We start from the raw sequence: 13,400 nt of genomic DNA on the forward strand, positions 1-13,400 counted from the left end.
GCCTCACTTGGTACGCGACAGCCGGTTGTAGTTCTCCAGTACGTTGTACAGGCCGTTCAGTTCGCGGCCGTACTGCTGCGCCGCCTCACCCGTCCCGTTGTAACGCGCCAGCAGGGCCTGCGTGTCGGCCGGGCCGGTCGTCAGGGACGGCCGCGCGATGCCGAGCTGGTGCGCGTTGAAGAGCGTCAGGTAGGCGACCGACCGGATGTTGTAGGTCGGGTCCTGGAGGTTGTCCCAGACCGCCCGCACGTCGGCGTCGGTCAGCGGCAGGCCGTTGATGATGCCCTGCTGGAGGCAGTGGTTGCGGGCCTGGATGGTCACCCAGGCGAAGATCTGGCCCCAGCCGGTGCTGGAGTCGCCCTTCAGCCCGGCCTTGACGGCGTCGTCCGCCAGGACGTCCCCGACGTTGAGCTTGCGCAGCTCCCACAGCACGGGCGCCTGGATCAGCGCCTTGCGGAGCTTCAACTGCCGGGCCAGCGAGGTGAACAGCCAGTCGGCGCTCAGCACCAGGTCGTAGGCCTTGGTGGTGGAGATGCCGCCCAGGGTGACCCAGTCCTTGTCCGTCCAGCCGTCGCCGCCGGTCTCCGGCACACCGATCGAGGTCAGGTAGTTCTGGACGTCCTTGAGCATGGTGTCGCGGTACGCGGTCTTGTCGAGGTCGACGTCCACGCCGTCGGTGTACGAGACCGGGTCGAAGTCGCCCTGGCCGAGGTCGCGGCCGGAGGCGACGTTCCGGTCGATCTCGATCGCGCCGGTGCCCGAGCCGACCGCGACGGTGGCGATCTGGTCGAACGCCCAGTTCGTCGGCATCGGGTAGCCGAGGTTGCCGGAGAACCCGCTCGACATGTCCGAGACGAAGCTCGTCGCCGCGAAGCCCGCGTCCGCGACCCGCTGGCACACGTTGCGCGGCCCGTAGACGCCCACGCCGTAGCTGGAGTTCTCACCCACCGTGCGCATCACCCCGCGGAAGTGCGGGACGACGTAGTCCGTGACCTCGCCGTCCATCGCGTCGTAGTCGACCGCGAAGTAGATGATCGTCCCGGGCTTGAAGCCGTGGTACTGCGCCCACTCGATCGCCTTGAACGCGTCGGCGGTGCCCTGGTTGTAGCTGAAGTAGTCGGCCGACCTGCTCCAGGTCTGGAAGATCGGGAAGCAGCGCAGCCCGTACCGCTTGATGGTGTCGAGCTCGCCGGGCTGGATCTGCTTCTCCGGCAGGCTGGTGCTGGAGGGGTTGAAGAGGTATCGGCCGACGTACTGGTACCCGGCGTCCTTCAGCGCCTGCGCCCGCGCCGGGGTGACCGCCGTGACGCCGTCGCACGCCGTGCCCGGCCGCGACTGGTCGCCGTAGGAGACGAGCAGCGAGGCCCAGGTCTGGAAGTCGCCGAGCCCGGTGACCGGGAGCTTGACGAACGACTGGAAGCTCTCCACCCCGCTCTTCACCTCACCGGTGAAGTCCCCGAACGGGACGGCCCGCCGGTTCAGGATCATCGCCGCCGTGAACAGCTGCGCCCACGGCCCGCCGGAGCCGACGGAGAGCGTACGGGCCTTGAGCCCGGCCTGCGTGCCGGGCCCGAACGCGCCGTTCGCGGTGCCGTCGGCCATGCCGATCTCGTACTGGATCGCGAACAGCATCGACTTGGCGACGTCCCGCGAGTGGTGGCCGTCGCAGGGGATGACGAAGAAGTCCCGACGGTTGACGTACCGGCTGTTCAGCCACCGCTGGATGGCCCGGACGGAGTCCGTGCCGCCGCCGATGGTGACGTAGGCGTCCATGGTGAGCAGTGCCTTGACCACCTTCGGCTCCAGCGAGCTGCCCGGGTAGGCGGCGTCCAGGCCCATGTGCAGCTTCAGCTTCGTGACGGCGGCCTTGACGCGGGCGTTGTAGCTGCCGTCGATCTCGCCGCCGTCGTAGCCCTTGCAGTACAGGGCGGCCTGGACGATCCGGCAGAGCGTCTTCGACGGCGCGGCGGCGTCGTCCAGCCGGGGGTACTTCGCCTGGAGCGTGGAGAGCGTCGTCGGCCCGAACGAGTTCGACAGGGCGGTGATGCCCAACTCGTACTGGAGCGCCCGGGTCAGCGCGTACATCGTGGTCCAACCCGTGGCGCCGTCCTCGGGCAGCTTGGAGATGCCGAGCGTCGCGCCGTTGTTGTAGGTCGTGTTGACGAAGTTCTGGGCGAGACGCACCATCTCGTCGGCCATCAGGCGTCCCCCGGAGGTGAATGGATGTACGGATGATTCGATCACCGGCCCGATTGGCAAAGGAATGGTCAAGGGCTGGCAATGCGAGTAGATCATCACGCAAATGCGCAAAACGGACATGGCGACCAGGTGGCCGGTAACGTTTCGGCATCTTCGGAGTCAACGCTCCTGACCGGAGTGCGGAGGGCGAACGCAGAGCCGGGGCGAGCGCACCCTCACAGGCGCTCGCCCCGGCCCCGGTCCGAGCCGCCTCCCGTCGGCTCAGCTTCCGGACATCCGGAAGTCGTAGGCGGGCGGCACCGGTTGGTCGGGGTGCACCGCCAGCCACAGGGCGTCCAGCGAGTCCTCGCCCTCCCGCAGGCCGTCGACCTGGATGCCCTCGGCGAGCAGCCGCCGGACGAGCTCCCGGTCGCCGACGGCGAGCGCCGCCTCGGCCTGGGCCAGCCGGATCCGGCCGTGCGCGCGGTCGGCGTCCGGCAGGGCCTCGATGACGGCGAGCGCCTGCTCGGCGCGGCCGGCGGCCAGCAGGGCGCGCAGCGTCTCGACGGTCAACTCGCGCAGGCCGGGCAGCAGTCGGTGGGCTTCGGCCATCAGCTCGGCGGCCTCCCGGGTCGACGGACACAGGGAGGCCAGGCCGCGCAGCGCCCACGGGGTGGCGTGCGCGGCGGCCGAGCGCGTCCAGGCGTCCTGCGCACCCTGCGGCTCTCCGTCCGCGAGCCGCAGCAGGCCCAGGTGGTAGAGGGCGTGCCAGTCCGCCGGGTCGGCGGCCACCTGCCGCTCCAGCAGTGCGCGCCACTGCGGGCCGACGACGGGCGCGGCCGGTGGGTCGCAGACCGGGAGCCGGCCGGTCGCCAACAGGGCCAGCCAGGGCGCCTGTTCGGCGCCGCAGGCCCCGAAGGGCAGGCCGGGGGAGGGGAGGAGCGCCCCTGCCTCGACCTCCAGCGCCCCCCAGCCCGAGGCGCGTACGAGGGTCTGCTCGGGCGCGCCGAACCCGCCCACGGACGCCAGCGCCGCCGCCAGCTGCTCCGGGGGGACCAGCGCGTCGAGGGCCCCGCGCACCGCAGCCCGCGCCTCGTCCCAACTCCCGTGCACCGCCTCGGGGTCGGCCTCGACCAGCCCGTACGCCTCGACCCACGACCAGGTCGCGCCACCGGGCATCGGCAGGTGTTCCAGCTGGGTCCTGGCCAGCCCGGCCTGGATCTCCAGGTAGGCGGCCCCGGGGCCGGAGAGCCACTCCTGCCACTGCCGCCCGCCGGTGGCCGTCCCCCAGTGGAACAGCTTGCGGCCGCGCAGCCGGTCGGTGGAGGTCTGGACCAGGCCCGAGCCGGTCTCGTCCAGGGCGGCGATCCACCGCCGCTCGCCGTCCGGGATGTCGAGGAAGTAGTCGGCGGCGCGCGGCAGTCGGCCGGGGTAGCTGCGGTCGGAGCCCTCGAAGTGCGGAAAGGCCACGTGCCGCAGATCGGCGGTGTAGTCGAAGTGGAAGGCACGGTCGGCCGGGCCGACCACCCGCACCTTCTCGGTCTCGGGCACGGCGATGTTCGACCACCAGTAGCACGGGGTCTCCTGCTCGGCCGGGTTGTGGACCGAGACGTGGACGTACAGGACGGGCGATCCGGCGGGCAGCCACGCGTCGATCTGGAGCACCAGCCGCCGCATGCGTTCGAACTCGTACATCCGCAGCACCGGCGTGCCGTCCGCCGCGTGCAGCAGCACGGCGTGCAGCGGCGAGCAGGTCAGCGGCCAGTGGCCGGTGGTGCCGAGGTTCCACTCGACGCCGCCGGCCAGCCAGGCGTCGCGCAGCGCCAGGTTCGCCGGTTGCAGGATCTCGTTGCGGTGCAGCAGTTCGCGGCCCGACGGGCGGTGCAGCAGCGACCAGAGCCGCCCGCCGTACCCGGGCAGGAAGGTCGCGGTGAGGACGTCGTTCTCCAGGACGACGGTGGGCAGTTCGCGCGGGGTGCGGGTGCGGTCGTAGTCGTCCTGCCGGGTGTACGGCAGCAGGGTGGGCGGGCGCCCGTGGCCGAGGTTGCGCCGCATCTCGGGGTCGGTGACGCCGGTGTCGTCGGCGGTGCGCGCCGCGAGCCCGTGCAGGATCGGGAGCATGCCTTCGGCCGGGTCGGCGGCGCCCGGCACCTTCAGGAGGCCGGTGCGTAGCGATGAGCTCATTTTCCGATCCCCACCGTCATGCCCTGGATGATCCGCGAGCCCAGCCAGGAGAAGAGCGCGAGCATCGGCGCGAGGATGATGCAGACACCGGCGAACATGGTCCCCCAGTCCATTCCGTTGAGTTGCTCGGTGGCGACGAAGTTGGCCAGCGCCACCGGCAGGGTGATCTTGTCCTCGCTGTGGTTGAGGACGAGGGCGAAGAGAGTCTCGTTCCAGGCTCCGATGACCTGGAGCAGGAAGGCGGTGATCAGCCCGCCCCGGGCGACCGGCACGATCACCTGGAGGAAGGTCCGCACCGGGCCGGCCCCGTCGAGGGTGGCGGCCTCCTCGAGTACGGCCGGTACGCCGCTGAAGAAGCCGGTCAGCAGGTAGACCGTGAACGGCATGGCCAGGCCCACGTAGACCAGGATCAGGCCGAACAGGCTGTCCGTCAGGTCGAGTTGGGCCAGGCCGATGAAGAGCGGCACGATCAGCACCTGGCCGGGGACGCCGAGGCCCATGGCGAACGCCATGGTCAGCGCGTCGGAGGTGCGGCTGCGGCGCCGGGCCAGCACGTAGGCGGCCGGTGCTGCCAGGGCGACGGCCAGCACGGAGGAGACGCCGGCGACCAGCACGCTGTTGAGTGCGGCGCGGCCGAAGCCGCCGTCGCTCAGGGCCCCGCCGTAGTTGCCGGGCCGGGGGTGGGTGGGCAGGCCGAAGGGGTGGGCGAAGATGTCGTGGCTGCCGCGCAGCGAGGTCAGGAAGACCCACAGGACGAGCAGCAGGTCCGCGGCGACGACGACCCAGACGACGCCCCTGGCGATCCGCGTCGCCGGCCCTGCGGATCTACGCGTGGTGTGCACAGGGTGGTGCCTTTCTCGGGGTGGCCCTTCTCGGGCTGGTTCAGTACTCGACGGCGGCGCGGCGCATCAGCCGTCGCAGCGCCAGCGTGAACAGGCCGACCATCAGCAGGCTGACCAGGGCCGCGGCGGTGGCCATGCCCAACTGCGGGGTCGAGGCCTGCGGGAACGCCTCGGAGTACACGTACATCGCGGTGTTCCAGGTGCTGACCGGCGGCTGGCTGGAGTTGCTCCCGCCGTACATCAGGATCAGCTCGAAGATCTTCACCGAGCTGACCGTCCAGAGCACCGCGCAGACCGAGATGACGTCCCAGGCCAGCGGCAGGGTGACGTGGCGGAAGCGCTGGAAGGCGTTCGCGCCGTCCAACTCGGCGGCCTCGTACAGGTAGTCGGGGATCTGGTCGACGGCGGCCATGATGATGGCGGTGTAGTAGCCGGTGGCCGTCCAGACCAGGGTGGCGACGATCATCGGGAAGAGGTTGTCGGTGGAGAGCCACTTCGGTGGCGTCGTCATGCCCAGCCAGTGCAGCACGGTGTTGACCGGGCCGTCCGGGGAGAACAGAAAGCCCGCCGCGATGCCGAAGACCATCGCGTTGACCAGGCAGGGGAAGAAGAGCACCGACCTGGCGAACAGTCGGGCCTTCATCTCCCGGAGCACCAGCGTCAGCGCCAGGCTGATCGCGAAGGTGATCGCCCCACCGACGAAGAGGATCTTCAGGGTGTTGAGCAGCGAGGTGCGGAAGGCCGGGTCCTGGAAGAGGATCTGGTAGTTGTGCAGCCCGCGCCACTGCTTGGCGCCCATCCCGTTCCACCGGTACAGGCTGGTCCAGGCGGCGTAGCCGATCGGGACCAGGAAGAGCGCCGTGTAGACGATCAGGGCGGGGGCGGCGAACGGCCAGAACATCCGGCGGTGTTGGCGTTCCAGCGGGGCGAGGCCGGTGGGCCGGCGCACGGGCCGGGCCTGGCTCCGGCGCACGGCGGGTGGGTCGTGGAGTGCGGTGCTCATGGGCGGGTCAGCCCTGGGTCTTCCAGAACGCGACCTGCCCGGACTTCATCTTCGCGACGAACTGGTCGGCGGTGGTCTTGCCGTGCCACAGGTCGAGGAAGTTCTGGTTGAACACCTTGGTCGGGTAGTCGCCCGCGACGCCGTCGTAGGTGAGGCGGACCGGCGCGGAGTCGAGGGCCTTCTGGATGTCGGCGAGCACGGCCGGGGCCGGGATGTCCGAGCGCGGGGTGATGTTCCCGGCGACGGTCGAGATGCCGGAGAGGGTCTTCTTCTGGAGGAAGTAGGCGATGAACCTCTGCGCCTGGGCGACGTTCTTGGCCTTCTTCGGCATCGCGAAGCCGAAGACCATCGAGTCCGCCTCGGTGGCGCCCGGCGGCAGCATCGCGCCCATCTTCCAGCTCGCCGGGACCTCCTTGGCCACCTCGTCGGTGACCCAGCTGCCGTCGGCGTAGAACGCGCCCTTGCCGGCGGCCCAGTTGGTCTCCTGCGCCGGGTACTTGGTGGCGTCGTAGCCGCTGTTCAGGTAGCCGCCCTTGACCAGCTGCTCGATCTGCCGGGCGGCGGTGAGCACGGCCGGGGCGTCCCAGCTCGCGCCGGTCCGGTCGGCGCTCAGGGCGCCGAAGTGGACGCCGCCGGCGGACAGCAGGTAGTCGAGGGTGAGGCCGTTCTCCCAGGCGAGTTCGCCGTCGGAGGTCAGACACGCCTTGCCCTTGGCCTTCAGCGCGTCGCAGACCTTGAGGAAGCCGTCCCAGCCGGTCGGCGCGGTGGGCATGGCGGCGGCGAGATCCGGGTCGGCCGCGTTGTAGAAGAGGGCGGCCGAGGCGACCTCGTACGGGATCACGTAGTGGTTCTTGCCCTCCGGGTCCTTCGCCAGCGCGTCCAGGTACTTGGCGGGCAGGACGTCGGAGACCTTCTTGCCCTCGCCCGGCACGTCCAGGGCGAGGACGTCGGAGAGGTCCAGGGCCTGGCCGGCCTGGGCGGTCGCGCCGTAGACGGCGTCGGCGCCCTGGTCCCACAGGTCGGGGGCCTTGCCGGCGGCTATCGCCGGACCGATCTTCTTCGTGACGTCGCGGCCCGTCCAGGTCACGTCCACCTTGATGCCGGTGTCGGTCTGGAACTGGTCGAGCGCGGCCTTGAGGACCTTGGCCTGCGGCTCGTCCGCCCGCCACATCGACCAGTAGGCGAAGCTCCCGCCGGACTTCGCGTCCTTGGCGGTGCCGGTGCCCGCATCGCTGCCGCAGGCGGTCGCGCCGAGGGCGAGTGCCGTCACGGCGGCGGTGGCGAGTACTCGCCTGGTGGTGATCGAGGTTCTGGGCATCGTGGGTGTCCTCTCAACGGGGGCGACTGGCTGGCCGTTGCTCACTCCGGGCTTCAGCTCACGCTGGGCTTCAGCTCGACCTGGCTTTAGTTCGGCTAGTGTGTGAATTAAAGAGAGGGTTGTCAATACTCCGGACCAACTCTCTGTACTGCGGCTTGTTAGTTCGACTGGTGTGTGAATTAATGTCCCACCAGTACCCCGCGATCAGGAGGCACAGTGCAGCAAGGTCCCGGCGGCGGCCTCACCAGCGCCGCCAGCATCATGGCGGGCTACCCGGACGCGGCGGACAAGGGCTCCACGCGCCGCAACAACCTCGGCGTGGTGCTGCGCCTGCTGCGCGAGAACGGCGCGCAGTCCCGCACCCGGATCGCCGCCGCAGCCGGCCTGCCGAAGGCCACCGTCTCCGTCCTGGTCACCGAGCTGATCCAGCGCGGCCTGGTCCGCGAGGGCGAACTCGACCGGGCAGGCGCCGTCGGCCGCCCGCACCGGATGGTGGAGCTCGACGGCAGCAGGGTCTGCGGCATTGGCGCCGAGGTCGGCGTGGACCACGTCACCGTGATGGCACTGGACCTGAGCGGAGCCGTCGTCCACGAGCAGAGACGCGGCATCAGCATCCCCGAACTGAGCCCGCAGGAGGCACTGCGCGAGGTCGCGGTGATGGTGCGAGCGGCCCTGCGCGTCGTCGGCGCCCGCGGCCTGGGCGTCGCCGGGGTCGTCCTCGTCACCCAGGGCGCAGTCGACACCGAGACCGGCACGGTCAGGCTGGCGACCAACTTCGGCTGGCGGGACGTGCCGGCCGCCGCCGAACTCCGCGCGCTGCTCGGCCCCGGCGCCCCGCCCGTCCAGGTCGAGAACGACGCCGAGTCCGGCGCCCTCGCCGAGTACATCTCCGCAGATGTCGACAGCGACGACGACGCCGACACCCGCGAACTGCTCTACGTCACCGGCGGCATCGGCGTCGGCGGCGCCAAACTCTCCGACGGCCGGCTGCTGCGCGGCTCCGAGATCGGCCACATGCACCTGGATCGCCTCGAACGCCCCTGCGCCTGCGGCCGGACGGGCTGCTGGGAGATGGCCGTCGGGCTGCAGGCCCTGCTGGACGCGGCCGCCGACCGCACCGACCCCGTCCACGACCGCACGGCCGACCTCGCCCAACGCCTCGGCGAACTGCTGGCCCGCGCCGACGGCGGCGACCCGCGCACCCTCGCCGCGCTGGCCGGGATCGCGGACGACCTGGCGCGTGGACTCGGCATCCTGGTGGACGTGTTGAACCCGTCCCGGATCGTGCTCGGCGGCTACTTCGCGGTGTTCGGCCGCTACCTGGTCGACACCGCGCAGCAGCTGCTCGACCAGCGCCGGATAGGGCCAGTCGCCCAACGCGTGGTCGTCGCCGTCTCCACCCTCGGCCTGTCGAACGCCGCCCGGGGCGGAGCCTGCCTGGCCCTCGAAGGCATCTTCCACGACCCCACCACCGCCCAGCTGCGCCCGGAGGTCACGGGCGACCGGCAGAGCCGCTGACGGCCATGGGCTTCTCGTGCTACCTGACCCCCTCCGAGGAGCACCGACGGCTGGGGCTGGTGTGCCTGGGGGCGGGCTGGCAGCGCGTCCACCGGATGAACTTCGACGGGCGGGTGCTCAACTGCTACGGCCTCATGATGGTCACCCGTGGCGCGGGCTGGTTCTCCTGGGGCCGGCACGCCACCGACCGGCTCCCCGTCGAGGCGCCCGCCGCCTTCGTGGTCTTCCCCGGCCTCTACCACCGGTACCAGCCCGACCCCGAGGGCTGGTCCGAGCGCTGGGTCCTCTTCGACGGCCCGGCGGCGAGCGCGCACGAGTCACTGGGCACTCTGGACCGGGACCACCCGGTGATCCGGCTCGGCCCCGACGTACGCCCCCTGCTGCAGACCTTCGACACCCTCAACTCGGTCGTCTCGACCAACTCCCCGCACCGGCACGTGACGGCCTCGGCACTCGTCCACCAGCTGCTGGCCCAGCTGCTCGCGGCCAAGGTCAGCACCGATCTGTCGCGCGTGGTCCGGTACCTGGACGAGCACGCCGCCGAGCCGGTCGCCATCCGCGAGCACGCGCGCAGGCTGGGGCTGGACGAGGAGGCGCTGCGCCGCGAGGTCCGCCGGGCGACCGGTGGCACGCCGAAGGGGTACATCGTGCAGGCCCGGCTGTCCCGGGCGAAGGACCTGCTGCTGACCACCGACCGCTCGGTGCGGGAGGTCGCCAGGGACGTCGGCTTCGACGATCCGGCGTACTTCAGCCGCCTGTTCGGGCGCCGGGTGGGGCAGTCACCGGCGGCCTTCCGCGAGGCCGGTCGGACGGACCTGGCCGTCTGACCTACTGGCCTTCTGGCCTTCCGACCAGTGTCTCCGGGGTTCACCCGCCGGTGGCGACCGGAGCCACCCACAGCGCCCCGACCCGCGCCCGGAGGGTTCGCTGCGCGTCGACGGCGAGCTGATCATCCGTCACGAAGCAGTGCACGTCGCCGAGATCGGCGAATCTGGCGGGGCCCGCGACACCCCACTTGGTGTGGTCCGCGACCGCGACCACGGTGCGTGCCGCGCGGATGAAGGCCTGGTTGGTCAGTGCCTCGGTCAGGTCCGGCGTGGTCAGGCCGACCCGGGCCGTCACCCCGTACGCGCCCGTGATCAGCACGTCGACATGGAGCGAACGCAGCGCCTGGTCGGCCAGCGGGCCGACCAGGCCGGCGGTCGGCGTCGGGGAGCCGCCCAGCATCAGCAGCGCCGGCGGCCGTGCGCCGCCCTCGCGGCTGCGGGCGAGCGCCAGCTCCGCCACCGGCAGCGAGTTGGTCACCAGGGTGAGCTCCGGCACCGCCATCAGGTGGCGGGCCACCGCGAGCGCGGTGGTGCCGGCTGTCACGCCGACCACCATGCCCGGCTCCACCAGGGCGGCCGCCGAGCGGGCGACGGCCTCCTTGGCGGCGGCGGTGTCGGCGTGAGCCGTACGGGGGTCTCCCGGTCCGGATCGGCTCGGCGTGGCCAGGGCGATCGCGCCGCCGTGCACCCTCCTCATCGAGCCGCCGTCTGCCAGAGTGCTGAGGTCCCGGCGGATCGTCGTGGCCGACACCTGGAACCGGTCGACGAGCGTCCGGACGTCGACCGCTCCGGAGTGCAGCGCCGCCTGGCGGATCAGGGTCCTGCGTTCCTGTCTGAGCACGCTCCAGCCCTCCGAGTTCGTGGCCTGCGGATCTATGACCGATCTTGCTTCTAATTGGGCTGATCCAAGCACGTTCGATCACCATCGCGCATCAGGTGCGCACAAAAGTCCATCTTCGGCCCCGGGTACGTCCGTTGACTTCATCTGCCCCGCTGCCCAAACTTGCCCGACAAGTGCCCGGCCGGCGCATCCCCCAGCAGCTGATGAACCGGAGAGTCCCCCATGTCCTCCCCTCCCCGCAGGGCTTTCGCCGTCATACTCACCGCTGCCGCGCTGGCCCTCAACGGCCTCACGGCCACGTCGGCGACAGCTGCATCGCCCAGCGCCGCCACCTACGCGATCAGCGTCGGCTCCCCGGTGCCGTACGCACACCCGACCGACACCCCCGCCAGTGGCTACACCGACAAGAACGGCACCTTCTACTTCCAGCAGTCCGCCGCGCTGTACGGCGCGAACGACCCGCGCGAGTGGGAGTTCTACACCGGCACGGACTTCGACAGCGCCGCGCGGTCGAGCGCGATCAGCGACGCGGTGAACCCCGCCAACGCCAACGACCGCAACAACGACACCACTTGGCGGTGCAACAACAGCCCGACCGGTCTCCAGGCGAGCAACGCACCGAAGGGGTCGAGCTACTCCCAGAAGAACTACTGCGACCTCGCCGGGGTGTGGGTCGACCCGGACACCGGCGACTGGTACGGGCTGGTGCACAACGAGTTCACCCCGCAACCCTTCGGCGACGGGCTGCACTTCGACGCGATCGACTACACGGTGTCGACGGACCAGGGCAGGACATGGGCCGTCAAGAGCCACGTGATCACGTCCCCCTACAGCACCACCCGGGGTGACACGGCCGCCTTCCCGAACCAGACCTTCTCCTACGGCGACGGTGACCAGCGGCTGTTCGTCGACACCGCCTCGGGCTACTTCTACGTCTACTACGGCTCGCGTCTGATCGACAAGGGCGGCAGTTGGAAGGCCTTCTACGAGCACGTCGCCCGCGCCCCGATCTCCGCCAAGATGGCGCCCGGCTCCTGGCAGAAGTGGTACGACGGCGCCTGGGCCCAGCCCGGCGTGGGCGGCCAGGAGAGCAACATGGTGCCGGTCGACTCGGGCAGCACCACCGGCTACACCCCCGTCTCCGCCGAGTACAACCCGGCGAACACCGGCACGGTGAGCCAGCAGATCGCGGCCGGCACGGTGCCGCCGACCTCGCCGCTGTTCGTCATGAACATCAGCTACGACGCCTACCTGGGCCTCTACATCGGCGAGCCGCAGGCGGTCGACCAGAGCGGCAACGCGCCGCAGCAGTTCTACGCCACCGACAACCTGGCGACCCAGAAGTGGTACCCGATCGGCGACACCGGCAGCTACCACACCGCGTCCTGGTACCGCTGGTTCCTGGACGGCGCCAACCGGACCAACTCCACCGTCGTCGGCAAGAGCTTCCGCTCCTACTGCGCGTTCGGCTGCGCCAACAACGCCTCCGGCGAGTACGTCGACGTCACCGTCGGCACCTCCGCACCCGCCGCGCCGCCGGTCGACCTGACCAAGGCGTACCGGATAGGCACCGGCGCGGGCCGCGTCCTCGCCCAGACCGCCGGAGGCTCCGCCACCACCTCGGTGGCCGCCGCCACCGGCTCGGCCCTGGAGTCCTGGACGTTCGCCGCCAACGGCGACGGCTCCTACCGGATCACCAACTCCGCCACCGGCCAACTGCTGGGCGTCGACTCCTCGTCCACCGGCAACCGCGCCTGGGGCACCAAGCCCACCGTCACCACCGCCGGGCCGGGCGGCGCCACCGTCGGCCAGCAGTGGTTCGTCCTCCCCAGCACGACGTCCTCCGGCAGCTTCCGGCTGGTCAACCGCTACAGCGGCCTGGTGATCGGCCTCTCCGCCGCCGCCGGGCGGCTCGCCGAGACCACCCCCGCCCGCAACTGGATCGACACCACCGGCAACCCCGTCGGCGCCTCGCGCACCGCCGACGAACAGACCCTGACCTTCACCCGGACCGGCTCCGCGCCCGAGACCGTCACCGTCGCCAACCCCGGGAGCCAGTCCGGCAAGGTCCAGACGGCCACTTCGCTCCAGCTCAGCGCGAACGACTCCGCCGGCAAGCCCCTGACCTACTCGGCCACCGGCCTGCCGCCCGGCCTTTCGATCAGCCCCACGGGCCTGGTCTCCGGCACGCCCACCGTCGCGGGCACCAGCACCGTCACGGTGACCGCCGCCTCCGGCACCGCCACCGGCACGACCAGCTTCACCTGGGTCGTGGCCCCGGCGCTGGGCGGCACCCACACCCTGATCGCCGCCGGGAAGGCACTCGACGACCCCGGCCACTCCACCGCCACAGGCACCCAGCTCGTCACCTGGACGCCCAACGGCGGCACCAACCAGAGCTGGGTCTTCACCCAACAGCCCGACGGCAGCTACCAGATCACCAACGGCGAGTCGAAGCTCTGCATGGATGTCAGCGGCGGCTCCACCACCACCGGTGCCCAGGTGATCCAGTGGACCTGCACCGGCGGAGCCAACCAACACTGGCTGATCACACCCGTCACCGGCGGCTACACCGTCACCTCCCGGAAGAGCGGCCTGCTGCTCACCACCGCCTCCACCTCCGACGGCGCCCTGGTCGCCCAGCAGAGCGACACCGGATCGGCACTCCAGCACTGGACGATCAACTGAC

9 protein-coding genes are annotated in these 13,400 nt (G+C 70.9%); 3 read left to right on the forward strand and 6 right to left on the reverse strand.

Annotated elements, in window-relative coordinates; all coding sequences use genetic code 11:
* Positions 1 to 3 precede the first annotated feature (3 nt).
* From ACR68M_RS28410 to ACR68M_RS28430, 5 genes are all read right to left on the reverse strand, one after another.
* Positions 4 to 2,199: a glycoside hydrolase domain-containing protein gene (locus ACR68M_RS28410; protein WP_441246991.1), complete on the reverse strand. Its 2,196-nt coding sequence runs from the start codon at positions 2,197 to 2,199 to the stop codon at positions 4 to 6.
* A gap of 261 nt (positions 2,200 to 2,460) precedes the next feature.
* The gene (locus ACR68M_RS28415) at positions 2,461 to 4,362 is read right to left on the reverse strand and encodes a DUF5107 domain-containing protein (RefSeq protein WP_441246992.1); all 1,902 of its coding nucleotides are present in this window, start codon (positions 4,360 to 4,362) and stop codon (positions 2,461 to 2,463) included.
* Positions 4,359 to 5,204, reverse strand: a complete 846-nt coding sequence (locus ACR68M_RS28420; protein ID WP_441246993.1) for a carbohydrate ABC transporter permease — start codon at positions 5,202 to 5,204, stop codon at positions 4,359 to 4,361. Before ACR68M_RS28420 ends, ACR68M_RS28415 begins: the two co-directional genes overlap by 4 nt.
* Positions 5,205 to 5,244: 40 nt before the next feature.
* Positions 5,245 to 6,207 (reverse strand): carbohydrate ABC transporter permease, encoded by a 963-nt coding sequence (locus ACR68M_RS28425; RefSeq protein ID WP_441246994.1) that lies wholly within the window; start codon positions 6,205 to 6,207, stop codon positions 5,245 to 5,247.
* A 7-nt stretch (positions 6,208 to 6,214) separates the two neighbouring features.
* Positions 6,215 to 7,525, reverse strand: coding sequence for an ABC transporter substrate-binding protein (locus ACR68M_RS28430; RefSeq protein ID WP_441246995.1), 1,311 nt, complete (start codon positions 7,523 to 7,525; stop codon positions 6,215 to 6,217).
* A 216-nt stretch (positions 7,526 to 7,741) separates the two neighbouring features.
* Between ACR68M_RS28430 and ACR68M_RS28435 the strand changes: the two genes are divergently transcribed.
* Both ACR68M_RS28435 and ACR68M_RS28440 read left to right on the forward strand, forming a co-directional pair.
* Positions 7,742 to 9,043: an ROK family protein gene (locus ACR68M_RS28435; protein WP_441246996.1), complete on the forward strand. Its 1,302-nt coding sequence runs from the start codon at positions 7,742 to 7,744 to the stop codon at positions 9,041 to 9,043.
* Positions 9,044 to 9,048: 5 nt separating this feature from the next.
* Positions 9,049 to 9,870: a helix-turn-helix domain-containing protein gene (locus tag ACR68M_RS28440; RefSeq protein WP_441246997.1), complete on the forward strand. Its 822-nt coding sequence runs from the start codon at positions 9,049 to 9,051 to the stop codon at positions 9,868 to 9,870.
* 40 nt (positions 9,871 to 9,910) lie between these two features.
* On the opposite strand, the gene ACR68M_RS28445 is transcribed toward ACR68M_RS28440, so the two are convergent.
* On the reverse strand, positions 9,911 to 10,711 hold the full coding sequence (locus ACR68M_RS28445; protein ID WP_441246998.1) for a DeoR/GlpR family DNA-binding transcription regulator: 801 nt from the start codon (positions 10,709 to 10,711) through the stop codon (positions 9,911 to 9,913).
* A 222-nt stretch (positions 10,712 to 10,933) separates the two neighbouring features.
* Between ACR68M_RS28445 and ACR68M_RS28450 the strand changes: the two genes are divergently transcribed.
* Positions 10,934 to 13,399: an RICIN domain-containing protein gene (locus ACR68M_RS28450; RefSeq protein ID WP_441246999.1), complete on the forward strand. Its 2,466-nt coding sequence runs from the start codon at positions 10,934 to 10,936 to the stop codon at positions 13,397 to 13,399.
* The last annotated feature ends 1 nt before the right edge of the window (position 13,400 follow it).

It is taken from the genome of Kitasatospora sp. McL0602, from assembly GCF_052076145.1.
Classification (GTDB): Bacteria; Actinomycetota; Actinomycetes; order Streptomycetales; family Streptomycetaceae; genus Kitasatospora.

Excerpts from the sequence above, each read along its gene's own strand:
- ACR68M_RS28410 (WP_441246991.1), bottom strand. The coding sequence starts at position 2,199 with ATGGCCGACGAGATGGTGCGTCTCGCCCAGAACTTCGTCAACACGACC.
- ACR68M_RS28415 (WP_441246992.1), bottom strand. The coding sequence starts at position 4,362 with ATGAGCTCATCGCTACGCACCGGCCTCCTGAAGGTGCCGGGCGCCGCC.
- ACR68M_RS28425 (WP_441246994.1), bottom strand. The coding sequence starts at position 6,207 with ATGAGCACCGCACTCCACGACCCACCCGCCGTGCGCCGGAGCCAGGCC.
- ACR68M_RS28430 (WP_441246995.1), bottom strand. The coding sequence starts at position 7,525 with ATGCCCAGAACCTCGATCACCACCAGGCGAGTACTCGCCACCGCCGCC.
- ACR68M_RS28440 (WP_441246997.1), top strand. The coding sequence starts at position 9,049 with ATGGGCTTCTCGTGCTACCTGACCCCCTCCGAGGAGCACCGACGGCTG.
- ACR68M_RS28450 (WP_441246999.1), top strand. The coding sequence starts at position 10,934 with ATGTCCTCCCCTCCCCGCAGGGCTTTCGCCGTCATACTCACCGCTGCC.